The organism is Candidatus Binataceae bacterium, from assembly GCA_035294265.1.
Classification (GTDB): domain Bacteria; phylum Desulfobacterota; class Binatia; order Binatales; family Binataceae; genus DATGLK01.
The window spans coordinates 1-23,222 of the sequence record DATGLK010000047.1; the positions used below are offsets into that span (position 1 = coordinate 1).

Annotated in this window: 21 protein-coding genes; 7 read left to right on the forward strand and 14 right to left on the reverse strand. The window is 61.8% G+C overall.

All coding sequences use genetic code 11. From position 1 onward, the window contains the following. Positions 1-180: 180 nt before the first annotated feature. Positions 181-1,038, forward strand: a complete 858-nt coding sequence (locus tag VKV28_08480; protein HLH76824.1) for a hypothetical protein — start codon at positions 181-183, stop codon at positions 1,036-1,038. On the opposite strand, the gene VKV28_08485 is transcribed toward VKV28_08480, so the two are convergent. The 9 genes from VKV28_08485 to VKV28_08525 all read right to left on the reverse strand — a co-directional run bounded on the left by VKV28_08485 (position 1,035) and on the right by VKV28_08525 (position 8,348). Next, positions 1,035-1,256, reverse strand: coding sequence for a helix-turn-helix domain-containing protein (locus VKV28_08485; protein ID HLH76825.1), 222 nt, complete (start codon positions 1,254-1,256; stop codon positions 1,035-1,037). The genes VKV28_08480 and VKV28_08485 overlap by 4 nt on opposite strands. Positions 1,257-1,546: 290 nt before the next feature. Next, complete coding sequence (locus VKV28_08490; GenBank protein HLH76826.1) at positions 1,547-2,308, reverse strand: NDP-sugar synthase; 762 nt, start codon at positions 2,306-2,308, stop codon at positions 1,547-1,549. Next, positions 2,305-3,471, reverse strand: coding sequence for a phosphotransferase (locus tag VKV28_08495; protein ID HLH76827.1), 1,167 nt, complete (start codon positions 3,469-3,471; stop codon positions 2,305-2,307). Before VKV28_08495 ends, VKV28_08490 begins: the two co-directional genes overlap by 4 nt. 62 nt (positions 3,472-3,533) lie before the next feature. Beyond that, entirely contained in the window at positions 3,534-4,787 is a 1,254-nt protein-coding gene (locus VKV28_08500) for an MFS transporter (GenBank protein HLH76828.1), read from the reverse strand. Between the two features lie 173 nt (positions 4,788-4,960). Next, positions 4,961-5,350, reverse strand: a complete 390-nt coding sequence (locus tag VKV28_08505; protein ID HLH76829.1) for a RidA family protein — start codon at positions 5,348-5,350, stop codon at positions 4,961-4,963. Positions 5,351-5,396: 46 nt separating this feature from the next. After that, the gene (locus VKV28_08510; protein HLH76830.1) at positions 5,397-6,032 is read right to left on the reverse strand and encodes an isochorismatase family cysteine hydrolase; all 636 of its coding nucleotides are present in this window, start codon (positions 6,030-6,032) and stop codon (positions 5,397-5,399) included. Positions 6,033-6,161: 129 nt separating this feature from the next. After that, positions 6,162-6,872: a molybdopterin-dependent oxidoreductase gene (locus VKV28_08515; GenBank protein ID HLH76831.1), complete on the reverse strand. Its 711-nt coding sequence runs from the start codon at positions 6,870-6,872 to the stop codon at positions 6,162-6,164. Next, entirely contained in the window at positions 6,865-7,524 is a 660-nt protein-coding gene (locus VKV28_08520; protein ID HLH76832.1) for a cytochrome b/b6 domain-containing protein, read from the reverse strand. The genes VKV28_08515 and VKV28_08520 overlap by 8 nt, the downstream gene beginning before the upstream one ends. A gap of 83 nt (positions 7,525-7,607) precedes the next feature. Next, a complete protein-coding gene (locus VKV28_08525; GenBank protein HLH76833.1) occupies positions 7,608-8,348 on the reverse strand; it encodes a glucose 1-dehydrogenase in 741 nt (246 codons plus the stop codon). A 193-nt stretch (positions 8,349-8,541) separates the two neighbouring features. Here VKV28_08525 and VKV28_08530 point away from each other — a divergent pair, with 193 nt between their 5' ends. Then, on the forward strand, positions 8,542-10,452 hold the full coding sequence (locus VKV28_08530; GenBank protein ID HLH76834.1) for a hypothetical protein: 1,911 nt from the start codon (positions 8,542-8,544) through the stop codon (positions 10,450-10,452). 201 nt (positions 10,453-10,653) lie between these two features. Here the strand turns inward: VKV28_08530 and VKV28_08535 are convergent, their stop codons facing one another. The 4 genes from VKV28_08535 to VKV28_08550 all read right to left on the reverse strand — a co-directional run bounded on the left by VKV28_08535 (position 10,654) and on the right by VKV28_08550 (position 15,045). After that, complete coding sequence (locus tag VKV28_08535; protein ID HLH76835.1) at positions 10,654-11,739, reverse strand: hypothetical protein; 1,086 nt, start codon at positions 11,737-11,739, stop codon at positions 10,654-10,656. Between the two features lie 184 nt (positions 11,740-11,923). Then, on the reverse strand, positions 11,924-12,838 hold the full coding sequence (locus VKV28_08540) for a hypothetical protein (GenBank protein HLH76836.1): 915 nt from the start codon (positions 12,836-12,838) through the stop codon (positions 11,924-11,926). A 33-nt stretch (positions 12,839-12,871) separates the two neighbouring features. Further along, on the reverse strand, positions 12,872-14,101 hold the full coding sequence (locus VKV28_08545; GenBank protein ID HLH76837.1) for a hypothetical protein: 1,230 nt from the start codon (positions 14,099-14,101) through the stop codon (positions 12,872-12,874). 182 nt (positions 14,102-14,283) lie between these two features. Continuing rightward, entirely contained in the window at positions 14,284-15,045 is a 762-nt protein-coding gene (locus tag VKV28_08550; GenBank protein ID HLH76838.1) for a hypothetical protein, read from the reverse strand. Between the two features lie 151 nt (positions 15,046-15,196). Between VKV28_08550 and argC the strand changes: the two genes are divergently transcribed. Further along, on the forward strand, positions 15,197-16,252 hold the full coding sequence (gene argC / locus VKV28_08555; protein HLH76839.1) for an N-acetyl-gamma-glutamyl-phosphate reductase: 1,056 nt from the start codon (positions 15,197-15,199) through the stop codon (positions 16,250-16,252). 192 nt (positions 16,253-16,444) lie between these two features. Here argC and VKV28_08560 read toward each other — a convergent pair whose 3' ends face one another. Then, positions 16,445-17,128, reverse strand: a complete 684-nt coding sequence (locus tag VKV28_08560; protein HLH76840.1) for an OmpA family protein — start codon at positions 17,126-17,128, stop codon at positions 16,445-16,447. Positions 17,129-17,447: 319 nt separating this feature from the next. Between VKV28_08560 and VKV28_08565 the strand changes: the two genes are divergently transcribed. The 4 genes from VKV28_08565 (at position 17,448) to VKV28_08580 (ending at position 23,181) form a co-directional block, all read left to right on the forward strand. Beyond that, positions 17,448-18,287: a biotin--[acetyl-CoA-carboxylase] ligase gene (locus VKV28_08565; protein ID HLH76841.1), complete on the forward strand. Its 840-nt coding sequence runs from the start codon at positions 17,448-17,450 to the stop codon at positions 18,285-18,287. A gap of 125 nt (positions 18,288-18,412) precedes the next feature. Beyond that, complete coding sequence (gene fusA / locus VKV28_08570) at positions 18,413-20,506, forward strand: elongation factor G (protein HLH76842.1); 2,094 nt, start codon at positions 18,413-18,415, stop codon at positions 20,504-20,506. 232 nt (positions 20,507-20,738) lie between these two features. Continuing rightward, entirely contained in the window at positions 20,739-20,942 is a 204-nt protein-coding gene (locus VKV28_08575) for a DUF2905 domain-containing protein (GenBank protein HLH76843.1), read from the forward strand. Positions 20,943-20,970: 28 nt separating this feature from the next. Then, complete coding sequence (locus VKV28_08580; GenBank protein HLH76844.1) at positions 20,971-23,181, forward strand: ATP-binding protein; 2,211 nt, start codon at positions 20,971-20,973, stop codon at positions 23,179-23,181. The last annotated feature ends 41 nt before the right edge of the window (positions 23,182-23,222 follow it).

A 23,222-nucleotide genomic window follows, 5' to 3' on the forward strand; every position in this document is an offset into this window, starting at 1 on the left:
GCATGACGCTGTTCGGTGGCACTACCCCGATGATCGCCACGGTTCTGATTGCCCGCAGCACGGTCATGGCGCCCGCGCTTTATCTGATCGTGGCCGCCTTAGTCTCGGCCGGTGCTGTGCTTCGGTTGCCCGAAACCGCCCACGCCTCCCTGGCCTCCTAACAGTGCGGTTCCAGTGGGAATGAATAAGACGCCGGATGGATGCTTGGTCGAGGAAATCAAGCCGCTGCCGCGTGCGGTGTTGGGAATCGACGTTGGTGAGGATTTTTTGGACTTGGCCGTGCTGTCGGGCAGCCGATTGCGACGGGCCCGAATCGTGCTAAGCGATCTCGATGCCGCGCCGATAGCCCGGCTGCGAGGCCGTCTGCGTGAGGCCTGCCCCGACCTTGGACCGGGCTGGCTGGTGGCGGTGGATTCTCCGCGTCTACCGCGCGATCTGAGCTTGGCTCAGCCGTGGCCGGCACGGCGCGCTCAGCTACCCCCAAGTCGGTTACTGGATCAAACCCTACGTAAACTGGTGCGCCGGCTTAACCCGCCGCTGCGGTTGAGTCTGTATCCAACGCCCGTTCTGCACGATTTTGCGCACCAAATGTCGGTTTGCGACAAGCCGCATCTGCGAGCGGCTTTTGCCGCGTTGTTTCCTGGCGTCCCTACCGTCGCTGGCAGCTCGGGCCTCGCGCTTTTCACCCGCTTCATGCTAGCGGGCTTTCTTACCTTTGCTGCCGTGCAAACGGCGGGCGCCTGCGCGCTCGAGGCCTATCCTCATCTGCAATGGCAGCTCTGGAGCCCGCTCGCATTGGCCCCTAAGCGCAACTCGGGGAAGGCCCTCCGTGAGCGAGCCAGCGTGTTGCACGACCTGCGCCGATGGCTGCGAGTACAGGCCGACCTCGAACCGGCGACGCTGGATCAAGCCGATGCCGAAATTCTGGCTGCGAGCACATTCCTTTCGCTTCGCCAAGGCTGGTTAGGGTGCCTCCGCCAGCGCGACGAAGGCTCTTTTCTATTAGCTATCCCAGGCCAGCCTGGCCTGAACGGTTAAATCTCATGAACGTTCCGTTTGCGGCCCATTTGGGGTTCCACCGGCGGCGGATTGGTGTCGCCTAGCCGCCAGCGATCGATGTCCTCGACATTGAATCGCCAGTCACTGCCCACGCGAAAAGCTGGAAGCTGCTTTTTTTTCAGCAGGCGATATATCGTCGAGGTATGGATTCGCAAGTAGTCCGCAGCCTCTTTTACAGTCAGCACTTTGGTGGGCATCGCTAACTTCTCCCTTCCGTCGCGCTGCCCTGTGGTGGCAGCCGTGGATTAGGCTTTGAATGTCGTGCCTTTTCGCAAGATTGATTCGAGTCGGGATTTTATCCTAAGTGAGGCAGCTTTAAGTGTTGGCGATCGCACATTTTGTGTGATCCTATGCTTCCTTACTTGCGGCGAAAGCTATTACTTCCGGTCAAAACCGTTCAACCCGCTAAAGCGGTTAGCCGCTATGGGACGAAATTCGCTGACAAATACGGCGGTCGAGTTATGCATGCATCAGTTTTTTCATACAGTTACAGTGGCGGCGGGCGCTCGGCGAATTGTCGGCGCAGAGCCTCATACCCCGCCAGATCGTCGACCGTGACAAAGAAGCCTCGATGCAGGTAGCCGTACAAGGGTAGGTCGCGCGCCAACATCGGCGCGAACAGATGCTCGATGCTGCTGAAGGGGGCAGCCGGCATCGGGCCTGCTAGCGCTTGGGGCGCACACACGTAGACGCCACAATACATGTATGCGCGCAGCGCGGGCTCGAGCTTAGGATCGATCTTGGCCGGAACGTCCTCCAAAAAACCGCCGCGGCGCAAGAAACGTATGCGGCGCAAGCGCGCGGTGGCGTCTAGCTCCAGGCGACTGTAGGCACCTAGCTTGTCCGAGGCGCGCACGGCGAAAGTGACCAGGGCGCGACGCTCGCGGTGAGCCGCGATCATAGCCGCCAGATCGAGGTCGAGGAGGGTGTCGGCGTTGGCGACTACGAAGCTGTCCTCGCCAAAGAAGGAGCGCAGCCCAAGCAGCGGCCCGCCCGTGCCAAGCAATGTGGTTTCGGGCGCATAGAAAAGTTTCAGTCCCAAGGCAGCCCCGTCCCCCAACGCAAGCTGAATCTGCTGCGCGAGGTGGTGAACATTGACCGCGATCTCGGTGATTCCCGCCCGCCGTAGCATCATTAGCGGATAATGGATCAAGGGGCGTCCGCCCAACTCCAGTAGCGGTTTGGGAATTTGATCGGTAAGCGGGCGCAGTCGCTCGCCCAGTCCGGCTGCCAGCACTAGGGCTCTCATGATTGCTCCAACGCTTGAGCCAGGGCGGGAAAATCAGCCAACACCGCCGAAGCGCGGCGGGCCTGTGCACGCGCGGCGGGCAGCAGGGCGGCATAATCCAATTTGCCCTGGCTGCCCAAATGACTGAACAGGCCGATTACTTTGAGCGCATGCTGCAGCACGCATAGCCAATAGCCGCGCGCGAAGTCGGGTTCGGGTAGCAGCGCCATTGCGAGCTGATGCGCCCGGGCGCGGTAATATGCGAGCAGCTCCTCCTCCAGCGCAGGAGTAATCACGGAGCCGCTGTCGCGCGTGGTGAGCAGTACTGCCAGATCCTGGACCGCTGGCGCCATCAACGCGTCCTGGTAGTCGATCACTCGCAGGCGCGGCCCGTGCGCGCTCTCCTGCACCATCAGGTTGTTGAAATGGTAATCGCGATGGGACAGCACGCGTGGCAGGGAGCCCAATTCCAGCGCGATCCGGTCCAATTCACCGCCCAACTGGGTCGTTTGCGTCAAGTTCTGCGCCAGTCCGTGACGAAGAAATTGCTCCATCTCCCATCGGAACAGCCGGGTGTCGTAGAAAAGCCCGAGCGCGTAGTAGCTGTCGGCCGATGAGATGTCGCGCGCGCCGTGCAGTTTTAGCAGTTCGTCGATCGCCAGGCGGAAAAGTGGGCGGACCTGGTCGGGCTGCCGGGTTACCGTCTGACGCAGTGAGCGATTGCCGAGATCCTCAAGCAGGAGCTTGCGTGCGTGTGGCGCTGCCAGATAGATCGCCGGCACCGCGACCCCCAGCAGACTCATCAGGCGGTGGGCGTTAAGCACCAAGTTTTCGCGCAATGGCTCTGAGAGTAGGTTTAGTTCGCGCGCATAGCGCGGCAAATCGTGCGGACCGAGATCTGCCATCACCACGCTGCGCGGTGCAGCCGCAGTCGCAGATTCAAGGTAGCCGCGCCAGTATCGGCGCATCGAGACGTCGCCCTGCAGCTGCTCTACGCGACTGACCCGAGCGCCGGGCCAGCAGGTTAAAACCGCTTGATGGATCCAATCCTCGGGCGAGATCAGCGGCGCAGACGGCACGCACGGTATCTTACCGGGGGCGGGCCGCAGGGTCCATGCCGTAGCGGGTCGGCGTTGGGGCGGTCCCTTCCGCGGCCGCTTGTCATTGGCAGCGTTGAGCGCCACCTTGGGCCTTCCTTTTCAGCGCGCCGGTGGGGGGAGGCCATTTCGCTCCAGGAAGTCGGCGGCTATGCCACCATCTCTTCGCGATTGCCCTGGGAGGCGACACCTCGCGCGGGGTAAACCATCGCGGTCAGGACCGCGCTAAGCAAGAAGAAAGCCGCGGCCAGCTCGAAGGGTACGGTATAAGTGTGGGTGCGGTCGAACAGGCCCCCGGCGATGAGCGGGCCGAAGCCCTCGCCGAAAAACCAGAACATGGTCACGATTCCCATGAAGGTGGAGAAGCGACGCATACCCAGGCTGTTGGCGACCAGCGGCGCCAGCGCCGACATGTTGCCCATGTTGACACCCCACACAATGATGAAACCGGTAACCGCCCACATCGCCCAGTGCGGATCGCTGGCTCCAATCAACATCATGACCGAGGCTGCGAGCAGAACAAACGTGGTCAGTAGGACTGGCCGAGGTCCGAAATAGTCAGCGAGTATGCCGAAGCCGACCGAGCCGACGGAGACCAGCAGGGCCTGTGCTCCCATGATCATCGAAGCCTGCTCGGGACTGTAACCGATCAACATCAGGTAGGGCACCATGTGATAGAGAATCGAGCCGACGCCGAGCTGGGAAAACAAGCACAAGCCCAGGAGTAGCCAGAACGCCGAGGTTAGCATTCCAACTCCAAGCTCCACGCCGTGATCACCGGTCGCGCCGACATGGCCATGGGCGGAAACCATTGCTCCGGCCGGTGCCTCTGCGGGGCGGGTGCGGACCATGATGAAGGCTGCGGGGGCGCTCAGCAGGACCATCGGCAGTCCTAAGGCAATCATCCCCATGCGCCAGCCGTGAGTTACGATAACGTGCATCACCAGTGGCGGCGCCGCCGCCATCCCCAGCGACAGGCCCAGCAGGGTAATGGCGACCGCGGTACCGCGCCGATGGGGATACCAATTGGCCGCGACCACGGTGGCTGGGGTGACGCCGCCCAAAGCCACGCCTGCGCCCACCAGCACATAGCTGGCAAACAAACCACCCAGCGAGTGGATACTGGCGGCGCAGAACATGCCAACACCGGCGACTACCGCCCCTACCGACATTACCCAACGCGCATCGATGGCTTCCAACAGCCCGCCCGAGATGAGGCATCCGATCCCCAGCATCACGGAATAGGCCACCGCGATCGAGGACACCGCCTCGCGGCTCCAGCCGAAGGTGCGAACCAGCGAGGGGATGAAAACTCCGATGGTGCCGGCGGTAGGCCCGAACATGAAGAGCTGGGTGAACAGCAGGCTGACTAGCAGTACCCAACCTCGGCGATGCGATGCCATCTTGAATTCCTCCAACCGTCGGACCGGGCGGTCCGACCCCCATTGTTCAGATTCTCACCCACCCCTCTGGCAGGTATAGAGACCTGCCGCTGGTCGGACGTTGTGCGTCCCCCGACGCATCGTCGGCCAGGAAAAGGTGCGCCGGGAACAAAATTCTCGGCGCACCAGAAGGCTTACTTCTTAAGCACCGCGGTCACTTCGCACTGGCAAATCATGTTGCCACCCAACTCGCCAAAATTGGTTTTGCGCGCGGGCCGGCTTTCGGCATCGGGAAACATTTCGCTCCACGGGCCGTTGATCAGGTTGCGATCGACCTTTGGGCTCAGATTGACCGTTATTTTGACGATATCCTCCAGCGTGCCCCCCGCCTTGTCCATCATCCGGCGGATATTATTGAACATGTTGTGCACCTGCTCGGTCGGATCAGCCGGGACTTTGCCGTCGGCCCCGTGTCCGTTGATCCCGCCCGACATCAGGATATTGTCCACCACCGAGGCGTAGGGAATCGGATTGGTGCCGTGGGAGAAGCCCTCAAGGTGGATACTCTTGCGTCTGCTGGCCATCGCTAACTCCTAAGTTTTGCTGTCGTTGGATTATCGGGCGCCGCGCTCAGGCCGCGTTACGCCCTCGGTTAAGCGCCCCTATGGCGGCTACCGCTTGCGCGCTGTCCACCACCCAAGCGAACATACGGTCCATGATTCGCAGTGCGGCCTCGTGCTCGGCCTGGTCGATTTCCGCCACCGCATCGGAGACCACAAAGACGCGATAATTGTGCTGGCAGGCGTCGCGCACGTTGCTTTCCACGCACACCGCGGTGGTCACCCCGCATACGATGAGATTCTTGACTTGAAGCGCGCCCAACATCACGCCCAGACCGGCGGAGACAAAGGCGCTGTAGCGCACCTTGTCGATGACATACTCGCCGGCTAGCGGGCGAAGCTCATCGAGCACCTCGTAGTCCCAAGTGCCCTTTACCACGAAGCCCTCGCGGATCTGGCCGGCCAGTCGGGGCTGATCGCGCATCTTGAGGGTGGTATCCGAAAAGTCCGCCTCGTGATAGGCGCGAGTAAAGATTACAGGTATGGCGGCTTGGCGCGCGGCCTGCAGCAGGCGAAGGCATCCCGGGGTGGCGCTATTGAGCCGCGCCGCCGCCATCCCTAGACGTGCGTAGGAGCCTCGGGGATGGCAAAATCCGTTTTGCATATCGACGATCAGCAGCGCGCTGCGTTCGCCCTTGAGATCCATCGCGCACCTCTCGCTATCGACTAATTATCGCTAGGCTCTAACATGGCCGGCGCTGTCGCGTCAAAGTCTGCTCTCCCCTGGAACCGGGAATCTGCCCCGGCTCGAACCCAAAGCCTCGTTGTAAGCGGCTCAGACCCCGGCGAACCAGTCGTAGCCCTGGTCTTCCCAGTAACCACCGCTGGGCGCCGGCATAAAGTTGATCGCGCTCAAATACTTGACCATTTTGTAACCCAGCTTGACCGCCGAGTAGAGCCGCACTGGGGCGCCATGCTCGGCGCTCAGCGGATGACCGTTCATTGCATAGGCCAGGATCGTCTGCGGATGAAAGGCACTGGCGCGGTCCCACGATGACCAGTAGTTGGAGTCAAAACTGCGGAACTCGACATAGCGGGCGCTGGGCTGAGCATCCACCAGCCGCGCGAGGTCGACCATCCGCACTCCGCGCCACGATGCCACCGCCGACCAACCCTCCACGCAGTGATGTTGCACACGCATCTCCACCGCCGTCATCTCCTGCAATTGCGCCAGCGTCAGCACCATCGGGCGGCGGACCAGGCCGCCGATACTCAAAGTCCAGTTGGGAGGAGGCTGGGGCAGGAAATCGGAGATGTAGTAGACCGGGATCGCGGCTTCGGGAGTCTGCGCCGTGGCGGGAAGCTGGGGTGCCAGGCGATTTGCCGAGTAGAGCCAAGCCTGGAAGCCGCCATTCCAGCTCTGCATCGCTCTAAGAAAGGCGCTTACCGGCCGGCTTTGGCATCCGCCCAGCAGCGCACCCGCGCTGGCACCTAGGATAAATCTGCGCCGGCTCACCCCCGCAACGCTCGCCCTGGCGCTACTCATGCTGTCCTCCCGTGATCATCTTGACCAATTTGCGGGGATGACACAGGACCAGCACCAGGTGGAGTGCGGCGAATAGCGCAATCATCCCCAAGCCGGCCAGATGAACCGCGCGTGCGCCGTCGTAGCCGCCAAAGAGAGTGGTGAGAAGGTGAAGTTGAACCGGCTCATAGATCGCCAAGCCCGACAGCACCATGACGGCGGCCACGCCGATTACGCCGCTGTAGGCTAGCCGCTGCAGGCCATCGTAAAAATCGGAGGGCGGCGGCGATTTGATGAGATGCAGGTAGAAGGCCACCTGGCGAAATGCCGCGCGCCCGTCGCGCCGGGGCAGAAACAGGCGCCGATACCATTCCCCGCTGCCCCAACAGTAGGCTAGGTAGACCACGCCGTTCATCACGAACAGCCAAGCGATAGCGAAATGCCAATGCCGTCCGCCCGCCAGCCATCCACCCAATTGTAGCGCCGGCGGTGGCGCGACGCCCTGAAAAGGATACCAACGATAAAGCGCGCCACGCGGTCCCAATGCCGGATAAGCGGCCAGGATTTGCAAGCCGCTTCCTGCCATCAAGACGACAAACAGGACGTTGCACCAATGGGTTAGGCGAATCGGCCAGGGCTGCGGGCGACGCTTGCGTACAGGGGGGCAGGGCATAACTTCCGTATGTTTTACGTGTGCCTATTAACCCATGGACCAAGGGTTAAGGTCCACCGCCGGATGTGCCGTTCGCAGGCACCTCAGTCGGCGCCGCCGGTGGCGCGGATATGTTGGCCCGTAATCCAGCGCCCGCCCTCGCTCGCCAAAAAAACCACCACCTCGGCGATATCTTCGGGTTGCCCCAGGCGCCCCAATGGCGAGAGGCTGACCGCCTGTGCGCGGTTTTCGGGCGCCACCGCTTGGTAGAACATATCGGTTTCGGTGAAGCCCGCCGAAACGGTATTGACGGTGATTTGCCGTCTGCCCAATTCCTTGGCCGCGGCTTTGGTGAATTCTTCCACCGCGCCCTTGCTGCCGCCGTATACACTGCCTCCCGCGCTCCCGTGGATCGTAATTCCCGAGGAGAGGTTGATAATCCGCCCACCGTCGCTAAGCCGGCGCGCGGCCTCCTGCATCGCGAAGAAGACCCCCTTGACGTTGACCGCGAAAATCTGGTCGAAGGTGCCTTCGCTCACCTCGGCCAGCGGCTGGAAGCAAGCTACCGCGGCGTTGTTGACCACGATATCGAGACGGCCGAAATGGTCGAGCGTGGCTTCGAACAACCCGCGCACCTCGTCCAGTCTGGCCAAGTCGGCTTGGATCGCCAGGGCGCGCCCGCCGCAGGCTTCGATCTCTCTGACCACGCCGCGCGCGCGCTCGCCGTCGTTGCGATAATTAATCGCCACGGCCGCGCCCGCGCGGGCCAGCCGTAGGGCGATCGCACGGCCAATCCCGCGCGAGGCGCCGGTTACCAACCCAACCCTACCCTGCAACGTTTCCATCGATCTGAGTCACACAATACCTAACTTGAGACGACCTCTGCCATCGCTCCGATAGCGGTTCGAAAACGCTATTTTTGGAGCGTTCAATTGAACGAGCATTAGCCGCTCTGTTTAACAACGTCCGGTCATAAAAACTTATCAGACTTGCGCTAAGCCTAAAACTGATGACAAGCTTCTCAGACAGAAGAAAAACTTGCTGGCTGCCAGCTGGCGTGGCGATAGTTGCTGGGCGTTTGTGCTCAACTACCTGATAGCTGTTATATGCGCGGCGTTGACCGCAATCGTGATCACCCCGATCGTGAGCCAACTGGCTCGTCGCTGGGGGGTCATCGATCTACCCGGCGGGCGCAAGGTGCACGAGGTCGCTACGCCACGGTTGGGCGGGGTGGCGGTTTATTTGGCCACAATCACGGGAGTGGCGGCTTCGATCGTGACCCATTGGGTGTCAGCTGCCGTGCCGGCCCCTTTTCATGGCCCCGGTGGGTTGCCCAGTTGGCGCCATTTGCTGGTGGCCGGCGCCGCCACGTCGTTGGCGGCCCTGGGCGCCGCCGACGACGCCTGGGACCTGCGGCCGCGCATCAAGCTTGGAGTGGAGATCGTCGCGGCGCTGGCGGTCATCGCGTCGGGCTACCAGATCAGGGAACTGTTCGGTTTTTCGTTGGGCTGGATAAGCCTACCGGCCACGCTGATCTGGATCGTGCTGGTGGTCAACGCCATCAACCTGATCGACGGGTTGGACGGATTGGCGGCGGGAGTAGGTTTAATCAGTGCGGCCACGATGCTGGCAATCTTCATTCATTTGAAAAGCGCCTCTGAGGCGACTGTGACCGCGGGACTGTGCGGCGCCCTGCTGGGCTTCCTATCCTACAATTTTTATCCGGCAACGATTTTTCTAGGGGATTCCGGCAGTCTGCTGCTGGGCTTTCTGCTCGCGGTGTTCAGCCTGGCCACTACCACCAAAGCCGCCACCTTGTCTGCCATCGCCGCGCCCTTGGCGGTGCTCGGATTGCCGCTGGCCGAGGTCGCCTTGACCACCATCCGGCGGGCACTGCGTGGTTTGGGCGTAATTCGGCTTGACGGCCAGCGCGAGCGCTACGGTTTCGTCAAGAAAAATCCCTCGGCGTTCTTTACCGCCGATCGCGAGCATATTCACCATCGTCTGCTTGCCCTGGGGATGACCCAGCGGCGCGCGGTCCTGGTTATGTGGGCGGTGACCGCGCTGTGTGGCATGGCCGGTTTCGCCCTGGCCGTGCTGGATAATCGCCAACAGGCGCTGCTGCTGGCGCTGGCGATCGCGATGGGGATTGTCGCCCTGCGCGCGATGCATTATCCGGAGCTCCATCCGCTGGGCGGCGGTCTGTTTCTTCCGCTATTCGATCTGCCTTTCGTGCGCCATCGCGCCTTTTCGATCGTGGCCGATGCTGCCCTGGCGGTGTTGGCATTGGGATTGGCCGTGCTCCTTGCGGGTGAGCGCCTCGACAGCCGGCCGGCGAGCTGGATGGTCGCGCTGCTGGGGGTGCAGATAGTGGGGCTGTGGTGGGGTGGGCTGTATGCCCGCGATTTTCGCTATCCCAGCTTGGAGGATGGGCTGGCCACGGTGCGCGCCGCGTTTATGGCACTGGGATTGGGCTGGGCCACGGCTTATTTGCTGGATGCCCCGCTGCAAGGGCTGCTTCTGCCCATCACCGACGGTTATCTGCTGATCAGCTTGATCCTTTCCTCGCGCCTGACCTATTGCCTCTTCGACCGCTTCTTCAAGATTCAGCAGCCGCGCTCTCGACGGGTGATCATTTTTGGCGCTGGATTGGGCGGGATCGCGGCCCTGCGTGAAATCGAGCTTAACCCCCATCTGGGTTTGCGGTTCCTCGCCTTTGCCGACGACGACATCTACAAATGGCGACGGTTAGTGCGCGGCTTTCCGGTGCTGGACCTAAGCGAATTCCAGCGCCGGGTAGCAGCGAGGGAGTTCGAAGAGCTGATTATCTCCACGGTTAAGCTCCCCCGCCACCGAGTCGAGGAGATCGTAGCAATGTGCCACAGCGCGGATATCGCGGTCTCCCGCTTCCATGTCGGCTTTGAAGAATTGCTTCCCCGGTCGGTCTAAAGACTCAGGTCCGCTTCGCGCCTGCTTGGCCTGGGCATGTGTATGAAACTTTCCGCCCAATATCGCCTGTTCTTGCGATGACGAAGCAGACTCACCAGTGTCACACCCGCCGCTCAATATTCTCCCTGCCCGGCGAGAAGATCGAGACGTGAGGGCGTACAGCCGAGGAGCCGAGCGTTGAGTTGAAATCGCCGCTGCGCGCTAAGCGGCCTGGACCAGGGGACGATAATGGGCGCCCTTGGAAATCGGCGCTAGCCCTTGCGCGATCAGCCGCCAGCTCTCGCCGCTGTCCTGACTCGCATAGACCTCGCCGGCGGTGGTGGCCGCGTACAGCGCGATCGCCTTGCCGCACTCCTCCAGGCACATCGCTTCGATCGAGGCTTGCCATTTATCGGGTGCGGGCAAGCCGTTGGTCAAAATCTCCCAGTTGTGGCCGCCGTCGCGAGTGCGCAGGATGCGCGCTCCGGCGAAGCGCTCCTTGAGCCACCGGCTGGGTTTGGTCTTAGTCCCCGACAGGAACATAAGCTCGGGTCGCGTGGGGGAGAAGACCAGTTGGTCAGGGTAATCGCCCACTGCCGAAGAGCTGCCATCGCGCGTGCGCTGCTGCCAACTCTCGCCGCGGTCTTCGCTGATGAAAATCCCGAATCCGGTTACCATCATCAGACGATTGGGATGATAGGGATGAATCAACATCCGATGGACGTCGTCGTGAAAGCCGCTAAGTACGCTCCAACTCTCTCCACCATCTTGGCTGCGTGCCATTCCGCCCTGTTCCACGCAAGCGTACACGGTGGCGGGATCGTCGGGTGCCACCGAGATGAATTTGACATGGGCGATATGAGGTGGTGCTGGAAAGGTCCATTTCTCGGTCCCAGGCACTTGGCGCAGAGCCGGTGCCTCGCGCCAGTTCTGTCCGAGATCATCGCTGATGAAGAAGGCCGCCGGCTCAGTCCCGGCGTAAAGCCGCAAGTGCCCGCCCAGGCGGGTGGCGGCCAAACTGTACACGTCGTTTAGCGACAGTCCGTGATCGCGCCGCTCCCAGGTACGGCCGTCGTCGCGGCTAGCCACGATCCCACCCTTGAAAATTCCGGCCAGCATCAGGTCCGGTTCGGGCATGATAAGGGAGCTTACGTGCGCACCCTCAAGTGCGCGCTGTGCGATGCTCCAGGCGCCGGCGCGATCGCGCTTCAAACGCACCAATCCGTCGAGGGTCGCGACCAGGACCTCATCGGCGGGGGTGGGGTTGGTAAAGATCGTGGAACCACCATGCGACAATCCAAGCACCATGGAACTCTACCTCCTTGGTAGCTCACCCACCATCGTAGGCGGCTCCGTGAGCCCCGTTCGCCAGTCCCGGCTGCCTCAATATAGTCCGCTGACGGTCAATTTGAAAAGCGTCGCCTGGCGCTTAAGTGCAACCTGCCACCGAGGGCCGGCGCGGGGTTACTCGTCCGCGCCGGCCAGCTCAGTCTCAGTCTTGCTTGGGAGTGAAGAAGTCGGGGACCAGGAAACCGAAGGTCGCGTTGTGCACCGCGTCGGTTACGTACACCTCGCCATCCTTCGGATCGATGGCGATTCCCGAGAGGGCGGCAAACTGCGAGGCCGGCCCGTGGATAACATAGTGAGGCCCGACGTCGCCATTCTGAGTATCGTCCCAGACCCCAATGAAGACATTTTGGCTACCCAGGCCCAGCGGATCGGGCGGCGGCCCAGTGCAATCCTTGCGTGGCGCATAACCACCCAGGTCATAGGCCGAGTGGTAATATACCGCATTCGGGGTATTCATGAAAATTAACCCCTTGTACATCTGGATATTGCCCGGTCCCTGAATCCCCGTATGAGGTCCCATGATGACCCGGAAGGGCGCCACATTACCATTGTCGGTACGATGGAAGATCAGGATCCCGCCATGGCGTTTGGCTTGAAAATCGGCCGGAAAAGCCGCTTTCTGCGCCGCATTGAGCGGTATCTGCTGGGAGACCGCGATCAGCAGGTCTCGCTGGTCGTCGACACCCACGCCGTAGGTTTGGAACAGCAAGGTCTTGGGACCATGAATCACCCGCTTGGGCGCCACGTCACCATTGGCGTCGATCGGATAGGTCAACACCGAACCTTGCACATTGTCTCCCACTACCAGCTCATGGTGGGCATCATCGGGGAAGACATACCAGGGCCGAAACAGCCGGGTATGCGGTCCCTGGATCACGCGGATCGGCGTGGCATCGCCGTTGGCGCCGCCTTTGAGCACGACAATGGCGCCCGCTAGCGCCTCGCTAGAAAAGATCTCGTCGCGCACCGCGTCATAAGCGATGCCATGACCCGTACGGGTCAGCTTGGTGTGCTGGCCGTGAATGATTCTGACCGGAGCGCTTGCTCCACTCGCCATCCTGGCGAAGACCCCGATGCGGGGGTCAGTGTTTCAATTGCGGACCAGGAGCTCGTCGCGCCTGGAATCGTACGCCATTGTGAAGGGATTGCTGATTCCTACCGTGGCGGCGCCAGCCGGGGCCGAGCGGATTACCCGCACGGGCGCGGCGTCGCCCTGCGCGCCGCGATCGTAAATCAGCGCTTCGTGGCCGTAATTGACCACCCATAATTGATTATGGACGGTATCGTAGGCGACCCCGATCGGATACATCAGCCCGGTATGAGGTCCCTTGATTACCCGCACCGGGGCCACGTTGCCCTGCGCGGTGCGCTTGAAGACCAGCACCGAATTGCCGCCTAGATTGGCTACCGCAATCTCGTTGTGGACTGGGTCCAACGCAATCTGGAAGGGCCAGTTGAGCTGAGTGCGCGAACCCTGAATCACGCGCAGAGGCTTGACATCGCCCTTGCCGCTGTCGGCAAAGGCCTCCAGCGAGGGCGGCTGATAATGGCCGCCGCCATTCCAATCGCGATCCCAATAGCCGCGATTCCACGCCCCTTGATTGGCGATTAGGATCTCGTGATTGGTATCGTCCCATACCAGCCCGCGCGGGTCCGCCATCTGGGTGTGGGGCCCGCGGATCTCGCGCAAGGGATGCTCGGCACCGCTGGCGCCAATCCGGAAGAACATGATCAGCGGCTGATCTTCCTCGCTGACCGCGAACTGATGGTAAGTCTGACTGAGCCCGATCCCGTAGGCGCCCACCGGCACCGCCACCGACTGCGCCGGATAATTGCCGCGCGCACCGTAGGGGAAGTTGCCGATACTCTCGCCGATATCGTTATCAGCAACGTAGAAGCGCTTGGCGACCGGATCCACCGCTACTCCGGCGGGCGAGGCAATATGAGTAGCGAAGCCGCGAATCTGATACAGGTAGGGCGTAATCGCCGTTTTACTGAAGCTCTCGCCCGCGTTGATATCGTAGATAAGCGCGCTCTTGAGCGCGTTGTCGCTTATCACCGCAATGTGGTTCTTGGGATCCAAGGCCACGCTGTTGAAGGCCGGATACGGATCGGCAATCGAGCGGCAGGGCGAAATCGGGCCGCCGCCCGCGGCCGCAAATACCGAGGCGAAATCCAGCCCCGGCCGCATATCGTCCGTCGCCGCGGCCTCGTTGTCGGTGGCCGCTAGCACGCTGGCGCGATGTCCGTGGACAGCTAACCAGAAAAGGGCAGCAACCACTCCCAGGATTGAGGGAATTATCCATCGCCTATGCTTCATGAGCTTTACCTTTCTTCCGCATCGTTCAGCCCGCGATCGCGAAAGCCGTCAAGGGAGCATCGGCGCAAAATAGCGCCTGCTCCAGACCTACCCCACCTTGGCGATACTTCGATCAAACTCGGCTATCATGTCACCTTGTAATCGGCAACCTTGGATTAAGTTTAAGCTTTTCATCCGCTTCCTCAACTCCGGCCACCCCACAGCAAGGGGAGCAGGTACTGCAGGGTCTGCAGGATAGAGCCGATCAGAACTAGGAAAGCGCCGTAAGCGCCCAAGCGACGGGGCGGCAGTTGCTGGGCCCACCATTCGACGCTGGGGCCCAGGGTCCCGGCCAGTGCACTGACGACCGCCACCACGATTCCGACCCGGATTCCCAAGGCGACCGCGCGTGGCTCCTTGAGCAAGGTCGCGCTGAGCGTCGCGGCGAGCCCCAACGCCAGGCCGCGCGAGCTGCCGCTGAAGATTACCCGGCCGCTGAGCTTGGGACGCAAAAAGATCCGCACCTGCTCGCCCGCTGCGCCGCTTATCTGGTAAGCGCCGAACAGCAACAGGGTGCCTAAACAAGCGAAGCCTAAGCCGAAGCGCAGATTCAGGCTGAGCCAGCCAGCGACGCCCAAACTGCAAGCCCGGCACGCCGCATAAATGATCTTTTCCCAGGCCGGTTCCGGTTGGCCGCTTTGGTGGCGCCAATGTTCGGTGGCAAGAGCGGGACCCGAGACCACCAACCCCATCAATCCAAACCAGCCGCCCAGCAGTAGGCCGTAACCGGCCAGGAAGACCACGCCATAGGTGATGCAGGTCGTGAGAAAGCGTAGCAGGCCGCGCTCGGCCCCGAACAGATCGTAGGCCAGATAAAGTCCGCCCAAGCCGTCGAGCACTACCCCGCTCAGGCTGACCAAGTAAATCAAGCGCGCGCCAACCATCACCTTATTACCCGCGGCCAACCCTATATAGCTCGGTGGGCTGGATCATCAAGGCGTCGAGGCGCCAGAGGGGATTGAACCTCTGCTCTGCGGCTGCCGGGCTGGCTGGTTTAAGCCGCGATTTCATGGTGTAATCCGCCCAGCTTACTTGGGTGGGTCACGAACTAAACGCATGGCTATGCAGGGTAAAGCCAATGTCGCGATCCTAGGTGCCAGCGGATACTCGGGTATCGAGACCGTGCGGCTACTGGCCAGCCATCCTGGGGTCGAGCTGACCCTGCTCACTTCGGAACATTACGCCGGCCGTGCCGTTGCTCAGGTCCATCGCCATCTTGCCGGCCTGGAGCTGCCAGCCTTCGAGCCGATGCAGCTGGAAATCGTCGCGGAGCGGGCGCAAATCGTGCTTTCCTGTCTGCCCGAACGGGTCGGGGCCAAGCTGATAGGGGAGCTTTTGCGGCGTGGCCTGCGCGTGATCGATCTTTCCGCCGACTACCGGCTCACGCAGCCGGCCAGCTACGCCGCCACCTACGGAGTTGAGCATCCGGCTCCCGCGCTGCTTACCGAGGCAGTTTACGGCCTGACCGAATTCCATCGCGCCGAGATCGCACGGGCCCGCCTGATTGCCAACCCCGGATGCTATCCCACCGGCGCGCTGTTGGGCGCGCTGCCGCTGCTCCAGCAGGGGCTGGTTGATCCCGCGTCGCTTCTGATCGACGCCAAATCGGGTACAACTGGCGCCCGTCGCGCCGCCGCTCTGGATCAACTATTTGCCGAGGTTAACGAGAGCTTGCGTCCCTACCGGGTGGGCAACCATCGCCACGTCCCCGAGATGGAGCAGGAGATGGCGCGTACCGTAGGTGGCGAGGTAGCGCTGCTGTTCGTGCCTCATCTGTTGCCTGTCAATCGCGGTATCCTGACCTCCATTTTTATGCGCCCTCGGCTTGGAGTGACGGCGGCGGATATTGGGGCCGCCTTCGAGGGTTGTTACTCCGGCTCGCCCTTCGTCCGCCTGTTGGACGAGGGCGAGTTGCCCGAGTTGCGCAATGTGCGGGCCACCAACAAGTGCGAAATCGCTTTCGTGCTGGCGCCGCGCGCGCAGGCCCTGGTAGTGATCACGGCGATCGACAACCTTGGCAAGGGCGCTGCCGGGCAGGCGATTCAGAATCTCAACACGATGCTGGGAATTGACGAAGCCACCGGCCTGCGCAGCTACGCCCCTGTGCCTTGACCCTGCTATCCAGTGCTCATCACGGCCTCCATGTCTAGGGCGACAGGTCGCGTGGCGGTGCGGGTTATTTGAGCAATATCGGCATTCGCTCAGACCGGGAGCGCCTCGCCTTGGGCTAAGACGAGGCACTCCCGGTTGAGGGGCGTCGCCGCGCCTGGCTATGGGGGCGACGCCGCACTGTGGCCCGAGCGTTTACTGATTGCTCGGCACCAACTCCACGCGCCGGTTCTGGGCGCGTCCTTCGGCCGTGTTGTTGGGCGCGACAAAATCGGTCTTGCCAAAGCCCTGCGCGGTTACCCGGCTGGCCTGGATGCCGTGGCTTTCTAGGTAGTCGGCGACCGCGTTGGCGCGCCGCTGCGACAGGCGCAGATTGTAAGCCGCCGAACCGATCGCGTCGCAATAGCCGTTGACCTGGACATCGACATTGGGATGCTGCTTCAGGATGTCGATCGCTTCATCCAGGATCGGAACTGCATCTGGACGAATATTGGCGCGATTGAAGTCGAAGTGCACTCCGCGAAGGATGATCCGCTCATGAACCGGGGCCGGTGCAGGAGGCGGCGGTGGTGGTGGGGGTGGGACCGGTGCAGCGGGGGGAGCCGGCGGCTGCTTGTAGGTCAGATAACCATACGCGCCACCGATAATCGCCCCTAGCCCAACGCCGGTCGGGCAGCCGATTTCGTAGGCTTCGGCCCGATTGGAGTTGTTCAAGGCTGCCGTGCCGGCCGCTCCGCCGCAGCCGATTACGCCACCGGCCGCCGCGCCTATTGCTGCGTCTTTCCACATTGCCTGTGTGCGATCGGACGCTGCGCAGCCGCACAGCATCGCCATCGTGATGGCAATTGCCATCAACCCACTTCGTCGCTTCAACATCATCGACTCCCTTCTCCAGGCCTGTGGCAAGTAAGAACGATCCGCCGCGGATCATTGGCGCATCCCACAGGGTTACTTATGCTAAAGAGTAAATACTCAAGCGTGCGCCACGCTCGACACGGCGATCTTAGATGTCTTTCAAAGACCAAGCAGCACTTTGTGGTTTTTATTATGAATTAGACCGTCTGACGCTATTCTAAAGTTTCAAAAACGGTCTTATACGTGGCAATTTTTAACTTGAAGGCGCCACTCGCTAGCCTGTATTGCAAAAGAAGCGGCGGCAAGCGGTCTACGATCGAGTACTGGCTGCTTGCTCGCATCGATGGCGGAGGTAGCTGAAGACTTGGGAGAAATCGTCAGTTTTGCCCTACCTCGGCCTTGCGCCCACCATCCCTACCGTGCTCTAGAGCGCGGCCAGGCGGGTGACCTAGGCTGGCGAATCTTATATTTTCCTCGGCTTGATTCGACACAGCGCATTGCTGCTGAGCTGGCCCGCCAGAGTCAGCCGGCCGGAACGTTGGTGATCGCCGAGAGCCAAAGCTCGGGACGAGGCCGCTCTGGCCATCATTGGTTCTCTCCGCCCGGGGTAAATCTCTACTTGACCGCGATTTTGCGCCCGCAACTCGATGGCTCGCGCTTGCCGTCGCTAAGCCTGGCGGCGGGTTTGGCGATGGCACAAGCGCTGGCCGAGGTGGTTTCGGTTTCGCCACGGCTTAAGTGGCCCAACGACCTGTGGTTTGGCGAGCGCAAGGCGGGAGGATTACTGGCGGAGGTGATCGGCCACGATACCGGCGCGCCCTGTGTTCTGCTGGGACTTGGCCTCAACGTCAATCTGAGACGCGAGCAGCTCCCGCCCGCTCTGCTACCGATTGCCACCTCGCTGCGCATCGAAACCGGTCGCGAATGGGATCGCGCGGCTATCCTGGGCGGCTTGATACGCCATCTTTCAAGCTGCTTGGCCGAATGGGAGCGAGACGGCTTCGCACCAATGGCAGCGCGTTGGCGCACCTATTCGGTTTTGACCGGACGGCGGGTCAGCCTACGCGAAGGGGCGGCATCGATCCAAGGGCAGGTGATGGGGATCGACGACAGAGGAGCCTTGCTCGTGGATACTGGCAGCGAGGTTAGAGCGGTGATGGCGGGCGAGGTTATGCTGGAATAGCATTGCGGCGCGCCTGCTAGCTGGCCGGCCAGGAGGAGGGGGGAAGGAAAGGCTGGCGCATCGCGTCACAAAGTTGTAATCGAGAATTCTCAAGCCCGTGTTCCACATAGCGAAGAGAGGCACCTATGGAGGAAATTGGCCGTTTGAGAACTATCGCTCTGGTCGGTCAGGGTGGGGCGGGAAAAACCCAGTTGGCGGAAGCTGCGCTCTTCACCGCAGGTGCGCTCACCCGCTTGGGCCGGCCCGACGATGGCACCGCGGTGATGGACTTCGAAGCCGAAGAACTGGCCCATCATGTCTCCATCTATTCCGCCTTCCATCACTTGGAATGGAAAAAAACCGCCGTCATCGTGGCCGACACCCCTGGCTACGCCCCCTTTTTGGTTGAGACCACCAACACCCTGTCGGCCGTCGATGGGGTAGTGATGGTGGTTAGTCCCAGTGGCGACCTGAAGGTGGAGGCGGAGAAGATCTGGGCTGCGGCCACTGCCGCGGGCTTGCCGGCGCTGGCCTTTGTCTCCCGGCTTGACAAGGAGAACAGCAGCCTTGAGCGAGCCTTGGAAGATCTCTCCGGGATGGGCATCAAGGCGGTCGCCTTGACCTTGCCCATTGGCGCCGACAACACGCTAGGCGGCGTAATCGACCTTTTGGCGATGCGCGCGCTGCGCTATTTCGACAGCGGCGGCAAGCCGCGTGAAGAGGAACTGAGCGGCCCGCTTTTGGCGGCCGCCGAAGCAGCCCGCACCCGGCTGTGCGAAGCGGTGGCGGAGACCGACGACGAGTTGCTGGAACAGTACCTTGAGCAGGGGCAGATTGAGGACGGGGCCTTACGCAGCGCGCTTCGCCAGGCCGTGTTGGCCCGCAAGCTGGTCCCCGTGCTGTGCGGCTCGGGCAGCCGCAACCTGGGGCTGGGGCCGTTGCTCGACGCTATTGTCGAATTGCTGCCCTCGCCGATTCAGGCCGCGCCGCGCCAGGGGCGCGACCCGAACACTGGCGAGCCGCTTACGCGTGCGGCAGATCCCAATGCGCCCTTCGCTGCCCAGGTGTTCAAGACCGTGCTCGATCCGTTCGCGGGCAAACTTTCGATTTTCCGGGTAATCTCGGGTCAGGCTCACTCCGATAGCGCGGTGCTCAATTCCAGCCGCCAGAGCAAGGAGCGGCTGGGACAGCTTCTGCGCTTGGAGGGCAAGCGACAAACGCCACTGGCCAGCGCGGTCGCGGGCGAGATCGTGGCGGTGGCCAAACTCAAGGAGACCACCACCGGCGACACCCTGTGCGAAGAAAAGGCGCCAATTGTGTTTGCCCCACCCGAGCATCCTCATCCAGTGATTTCTTTCGCTATCCGCCCCAAAAGCAAGGCCGACGAGGAAAAGGCCAGCCAGGCCTTGGCGCGGCTACTCGAAGAAGATCCCGCCTTGGAGATGCATCGCGACGCCCAGACCCACGAGATCATCCTGTCGGGTACCGGCCAGCTCCATATCGAGGTTGCGGTCGAGCGAATTAAGCGCAAGTACAATGTCGAGGTAGAGTTACAGGCGCCCAAAGTGCCCTACAAGGAGACAATTCGCGGTAAGGCCGAAGCCCAGGGTAAATACAAACGCCAATCGGGCGGGCGCGGCCAGTACGGCGACTGCTGGTTGAAGGTCGAGCCGCTGGCGCGCGGGGCAGGTTTCGAGTTCGTCGATGCGGTGGTGGGCGGCGCAGTGCCGCGCCAATTCATCCCCTCGATTGAAAAAGGGGTGCGCAACACTCTGCCCGAGGGTTTTCTAGCCGGCAATCCGCTGGTCGATCTTAAAGTGACAGTTTATGACGGCTCTTCGCATCCGGTCGACTCTTCGGACATGTCCTTCCAGATCGCGGCCTCGATGGGACTTAAAGCGGCACTTGAAAAAGCCCATCCGGTCCTGCTCGAGCCGATCATGGCCCTGGAGGTGAGCTGCCCTGACGAATGCCTGGGCGATGTGATCGGCGATCTCAACGCGCGGCGCGGCAAGGTGCTAGGAATGGAAAGCAAGGGCCATTCGGAACTAATCAAAGCGCTGGTGCCGATGGCGGAAATTCTGAAGTACGCTCCCGATCTACGTTCGATTACCTCTGGGCGCGGCTCGTTTGAGTCGCAGTTCTCGCACTACGAGGAAGTGCCCGCGCCAATCGCGGAGAAGTTAATCAAAGAAAGCCGCGAAGCCAAGGAGGTGGCCAAGAGTCACGCTCACGTCTAGCATCGGCGCCGGCAGGGGGCGCCGTACCGCTCATCCGAACCTGCTGTGCGAACGACGCGGACAAGAACGTCTTTGCTCGCGCTGACCTCCATGGGCGGCGGGTGCCGCCGCGGATGAGGGGATTGTCAGGCTAAACTTCCGAGTTGGGGATGGATCGGCACGTGTGGGGCCGGCTATTTATTAAAGTTCTAGATGAAATTTTCGGCATGAGACGATCGCGATGTTGCCATCGATGGGAAAATGGCTGATGCTCGTGGGTGGCGTATTGCTGCTCGGCGGGGCGATGCTATGGGGTGTGGGTCAGATTCCGGGGCTGGGGCGATTGCCTGGGGATATCTACATCCAGCGCTCGGGCTTCACGTTTTATTTCCCCTTGGGGACCTGTATCCTGATTAGCGTTCTGCTCTCCCTGCTATGGATGCTCTTTGGGCGCTAGCCTCGGGAGGAAAAAGCACTTTTCGACCATGGCACTGGCTCCCGCTCAACTCCTACGCGAGGCCGACCACAAGCGGCGGCGGCGTGAACTACTGGTGGTCGCGATCGCCACCGCCCTGCTGGTGGTGTTCGTGCTGGCACAGACCCGCCTGCCAGCTTTGACCAGCCGAGCCTCCTTGCCCTCCAACCTAGTGGTCATTGTTCTGTTCGACTTCAGCTTCCTGCTCCTAGGGTTGCTGATGTTTTTGGTCGGGCGCAACATCGCCAAGGTTTTCTTCGAGCGCCGCCGCGGCCTGATCGGTTCCAAGCTGCAGGCGCGCCTGGTAGTGGGTTTCATCGCGGTGGCAATGCTGCCCAGTGGCTTCCTGCTCTACGTCTCGGGGGCGTTTTTGCGCACCGACATCAACAGTTGGTTCAACCCCGAGTACTCTCGAGTGTTGGACAATTCGCTGGACATCGCCAAGACCTATTATCTGGATTCGGCGAACAACGCGCTTCATTACGCCCGCGAACTGGCCCAGCAAATCAGCGCGCGCGGTCTGCTGGCGCCGGCCCAGCGCCAAGCCCTCGCCCAGTTTGTCAACGCCAAGCAGCAGGAATACAACCTGGGGACGGTGGAAGTTTTTTCGCCGGGGCGCCAGCTCCTGGTGATTTCCTTCAGCTCGCGTATACCCACCGGAATCGGGGTCTCGCCCGATTCCCCATTGTTGACTAGAACTCTGGCCGGTAACGCGGTCAGCCGCACGGACACCTTCGGCCGCTCCGACGTGATCCGCGGGACCGCGCCGATCTATGTTTCCCCCGAGGCCGACAAGGTGCTGGGCGCGGTAGTGGTGGATTACTACATCCCGCGCAGCTTGGCTAAGCGGGTCGCGGCGGTCTCCAACAGCTTCGAGGATTTTGTCCAGCTGCGAGCTTTGAAACAGCCCATTCTACGCAACTACCTGCTCGCCCTGGCGATGATCGGGCTGGTGGTGGTGCTACTCGCGAGTTGGTTTGGAATTTACCTGGCGCGCGGCATCACCGTCCCGATCAAGCTTTTGGCCGAGGGCACTCACGCCGTCGCCGCCGGCGACCTCTACTACGAAATCGCGGCGGTATCCGACGACGAAATCGGGCAATTGGTGCGTTCCTTCAATCAAATGACCACCGATCTGCGCGCCTCCAGAGCCGAGCTGGAACGGCGCCGGCTCTATACCGAAACCTTGCTGCGCAATGTCTCCGCCGGGGTGGTGGCGCTCGACCACGAAGGGCGGGTCACCACCATCAATCCCTGTGCCGAGGGCTTGCTTGAGGTCGACGCTCATGCCGTGGTCGGACGACCTTACGCCCAGGTCTTTGCCCCCTCCCTGGTGCGCGAGCTCTCGCAATTGCTGGGGCAGTTGCCTGCCCGCGGCGGCCCGCGCGCGGTCACCTTGGAGGAGCAGGGTGGGCGCGAGCTGATGGTCACCGCCAGCGCGCTGGGCGAGGAGGGTGACCAACGCCTGAGCGCAGTACTATTTTTCGAAGACGTAAGTCAGATCGCCAAGGTAGAACGCATGGAGGCTTGGCGCGAAGTAGCCCGGCGCATTGCCCACGAGATCAAGAACCCGCTTACACCGATCCAGCTCTCCGCCGAGCGCATCCGCCGCCAGCTCGCTACCGGCTTGAGTGCCGCGCTGGTGGAGGAGTGCACCCGCACGATCATCAGCGAGGTAGAGGATCTGAAGCGCCTGGTGAACGAATTCTCCGCCTTTGCCCGCATGCCGCAGCTCAATCCTGTGCCCGGGGACCTCAATGCCCTGGCGGAGGAAGTGGTGCACAACTTTCGCGAGGCCTGGCCCGAGGTAGAATTCGTCAGCCGCCTGGAGCCCGCCGTGCCCTCGATTCTTATCGATCGCGAGGCACTCAAGCGCGCGTTGGTCAACCTGCTCGACAACGCGGTGGCGGCCGTGAGCGAGCAGCGCAACGGCGAGCCCCCCCGCATCGAGGTCAGCACTGCGCTGGAGCCTGCCAGCGGAATCGTGACCATGGAGGTGGCCGACAACGGGCCGGGCATCGCTCCCGCGTTCGCGGCGCGAATTTTCGAGCCCTACTTTTCCACCAAGCTGGGTGGTACCGGCCTGGGACTGGCGATTGTGTCGGCGATTGTCTCGGATCATCATGGCTTTGTCCGCGTGCGCGGGCGCCATCCTCACGGAAGTAGATTCATCCTGGAATTTGCGGTAAAAGAACAGCAGTTTGCGCGCTTGGTAGGTTAGTAAAGCGACGCGCAACTGGCCTGCCGGACCGGTAAGGGCTT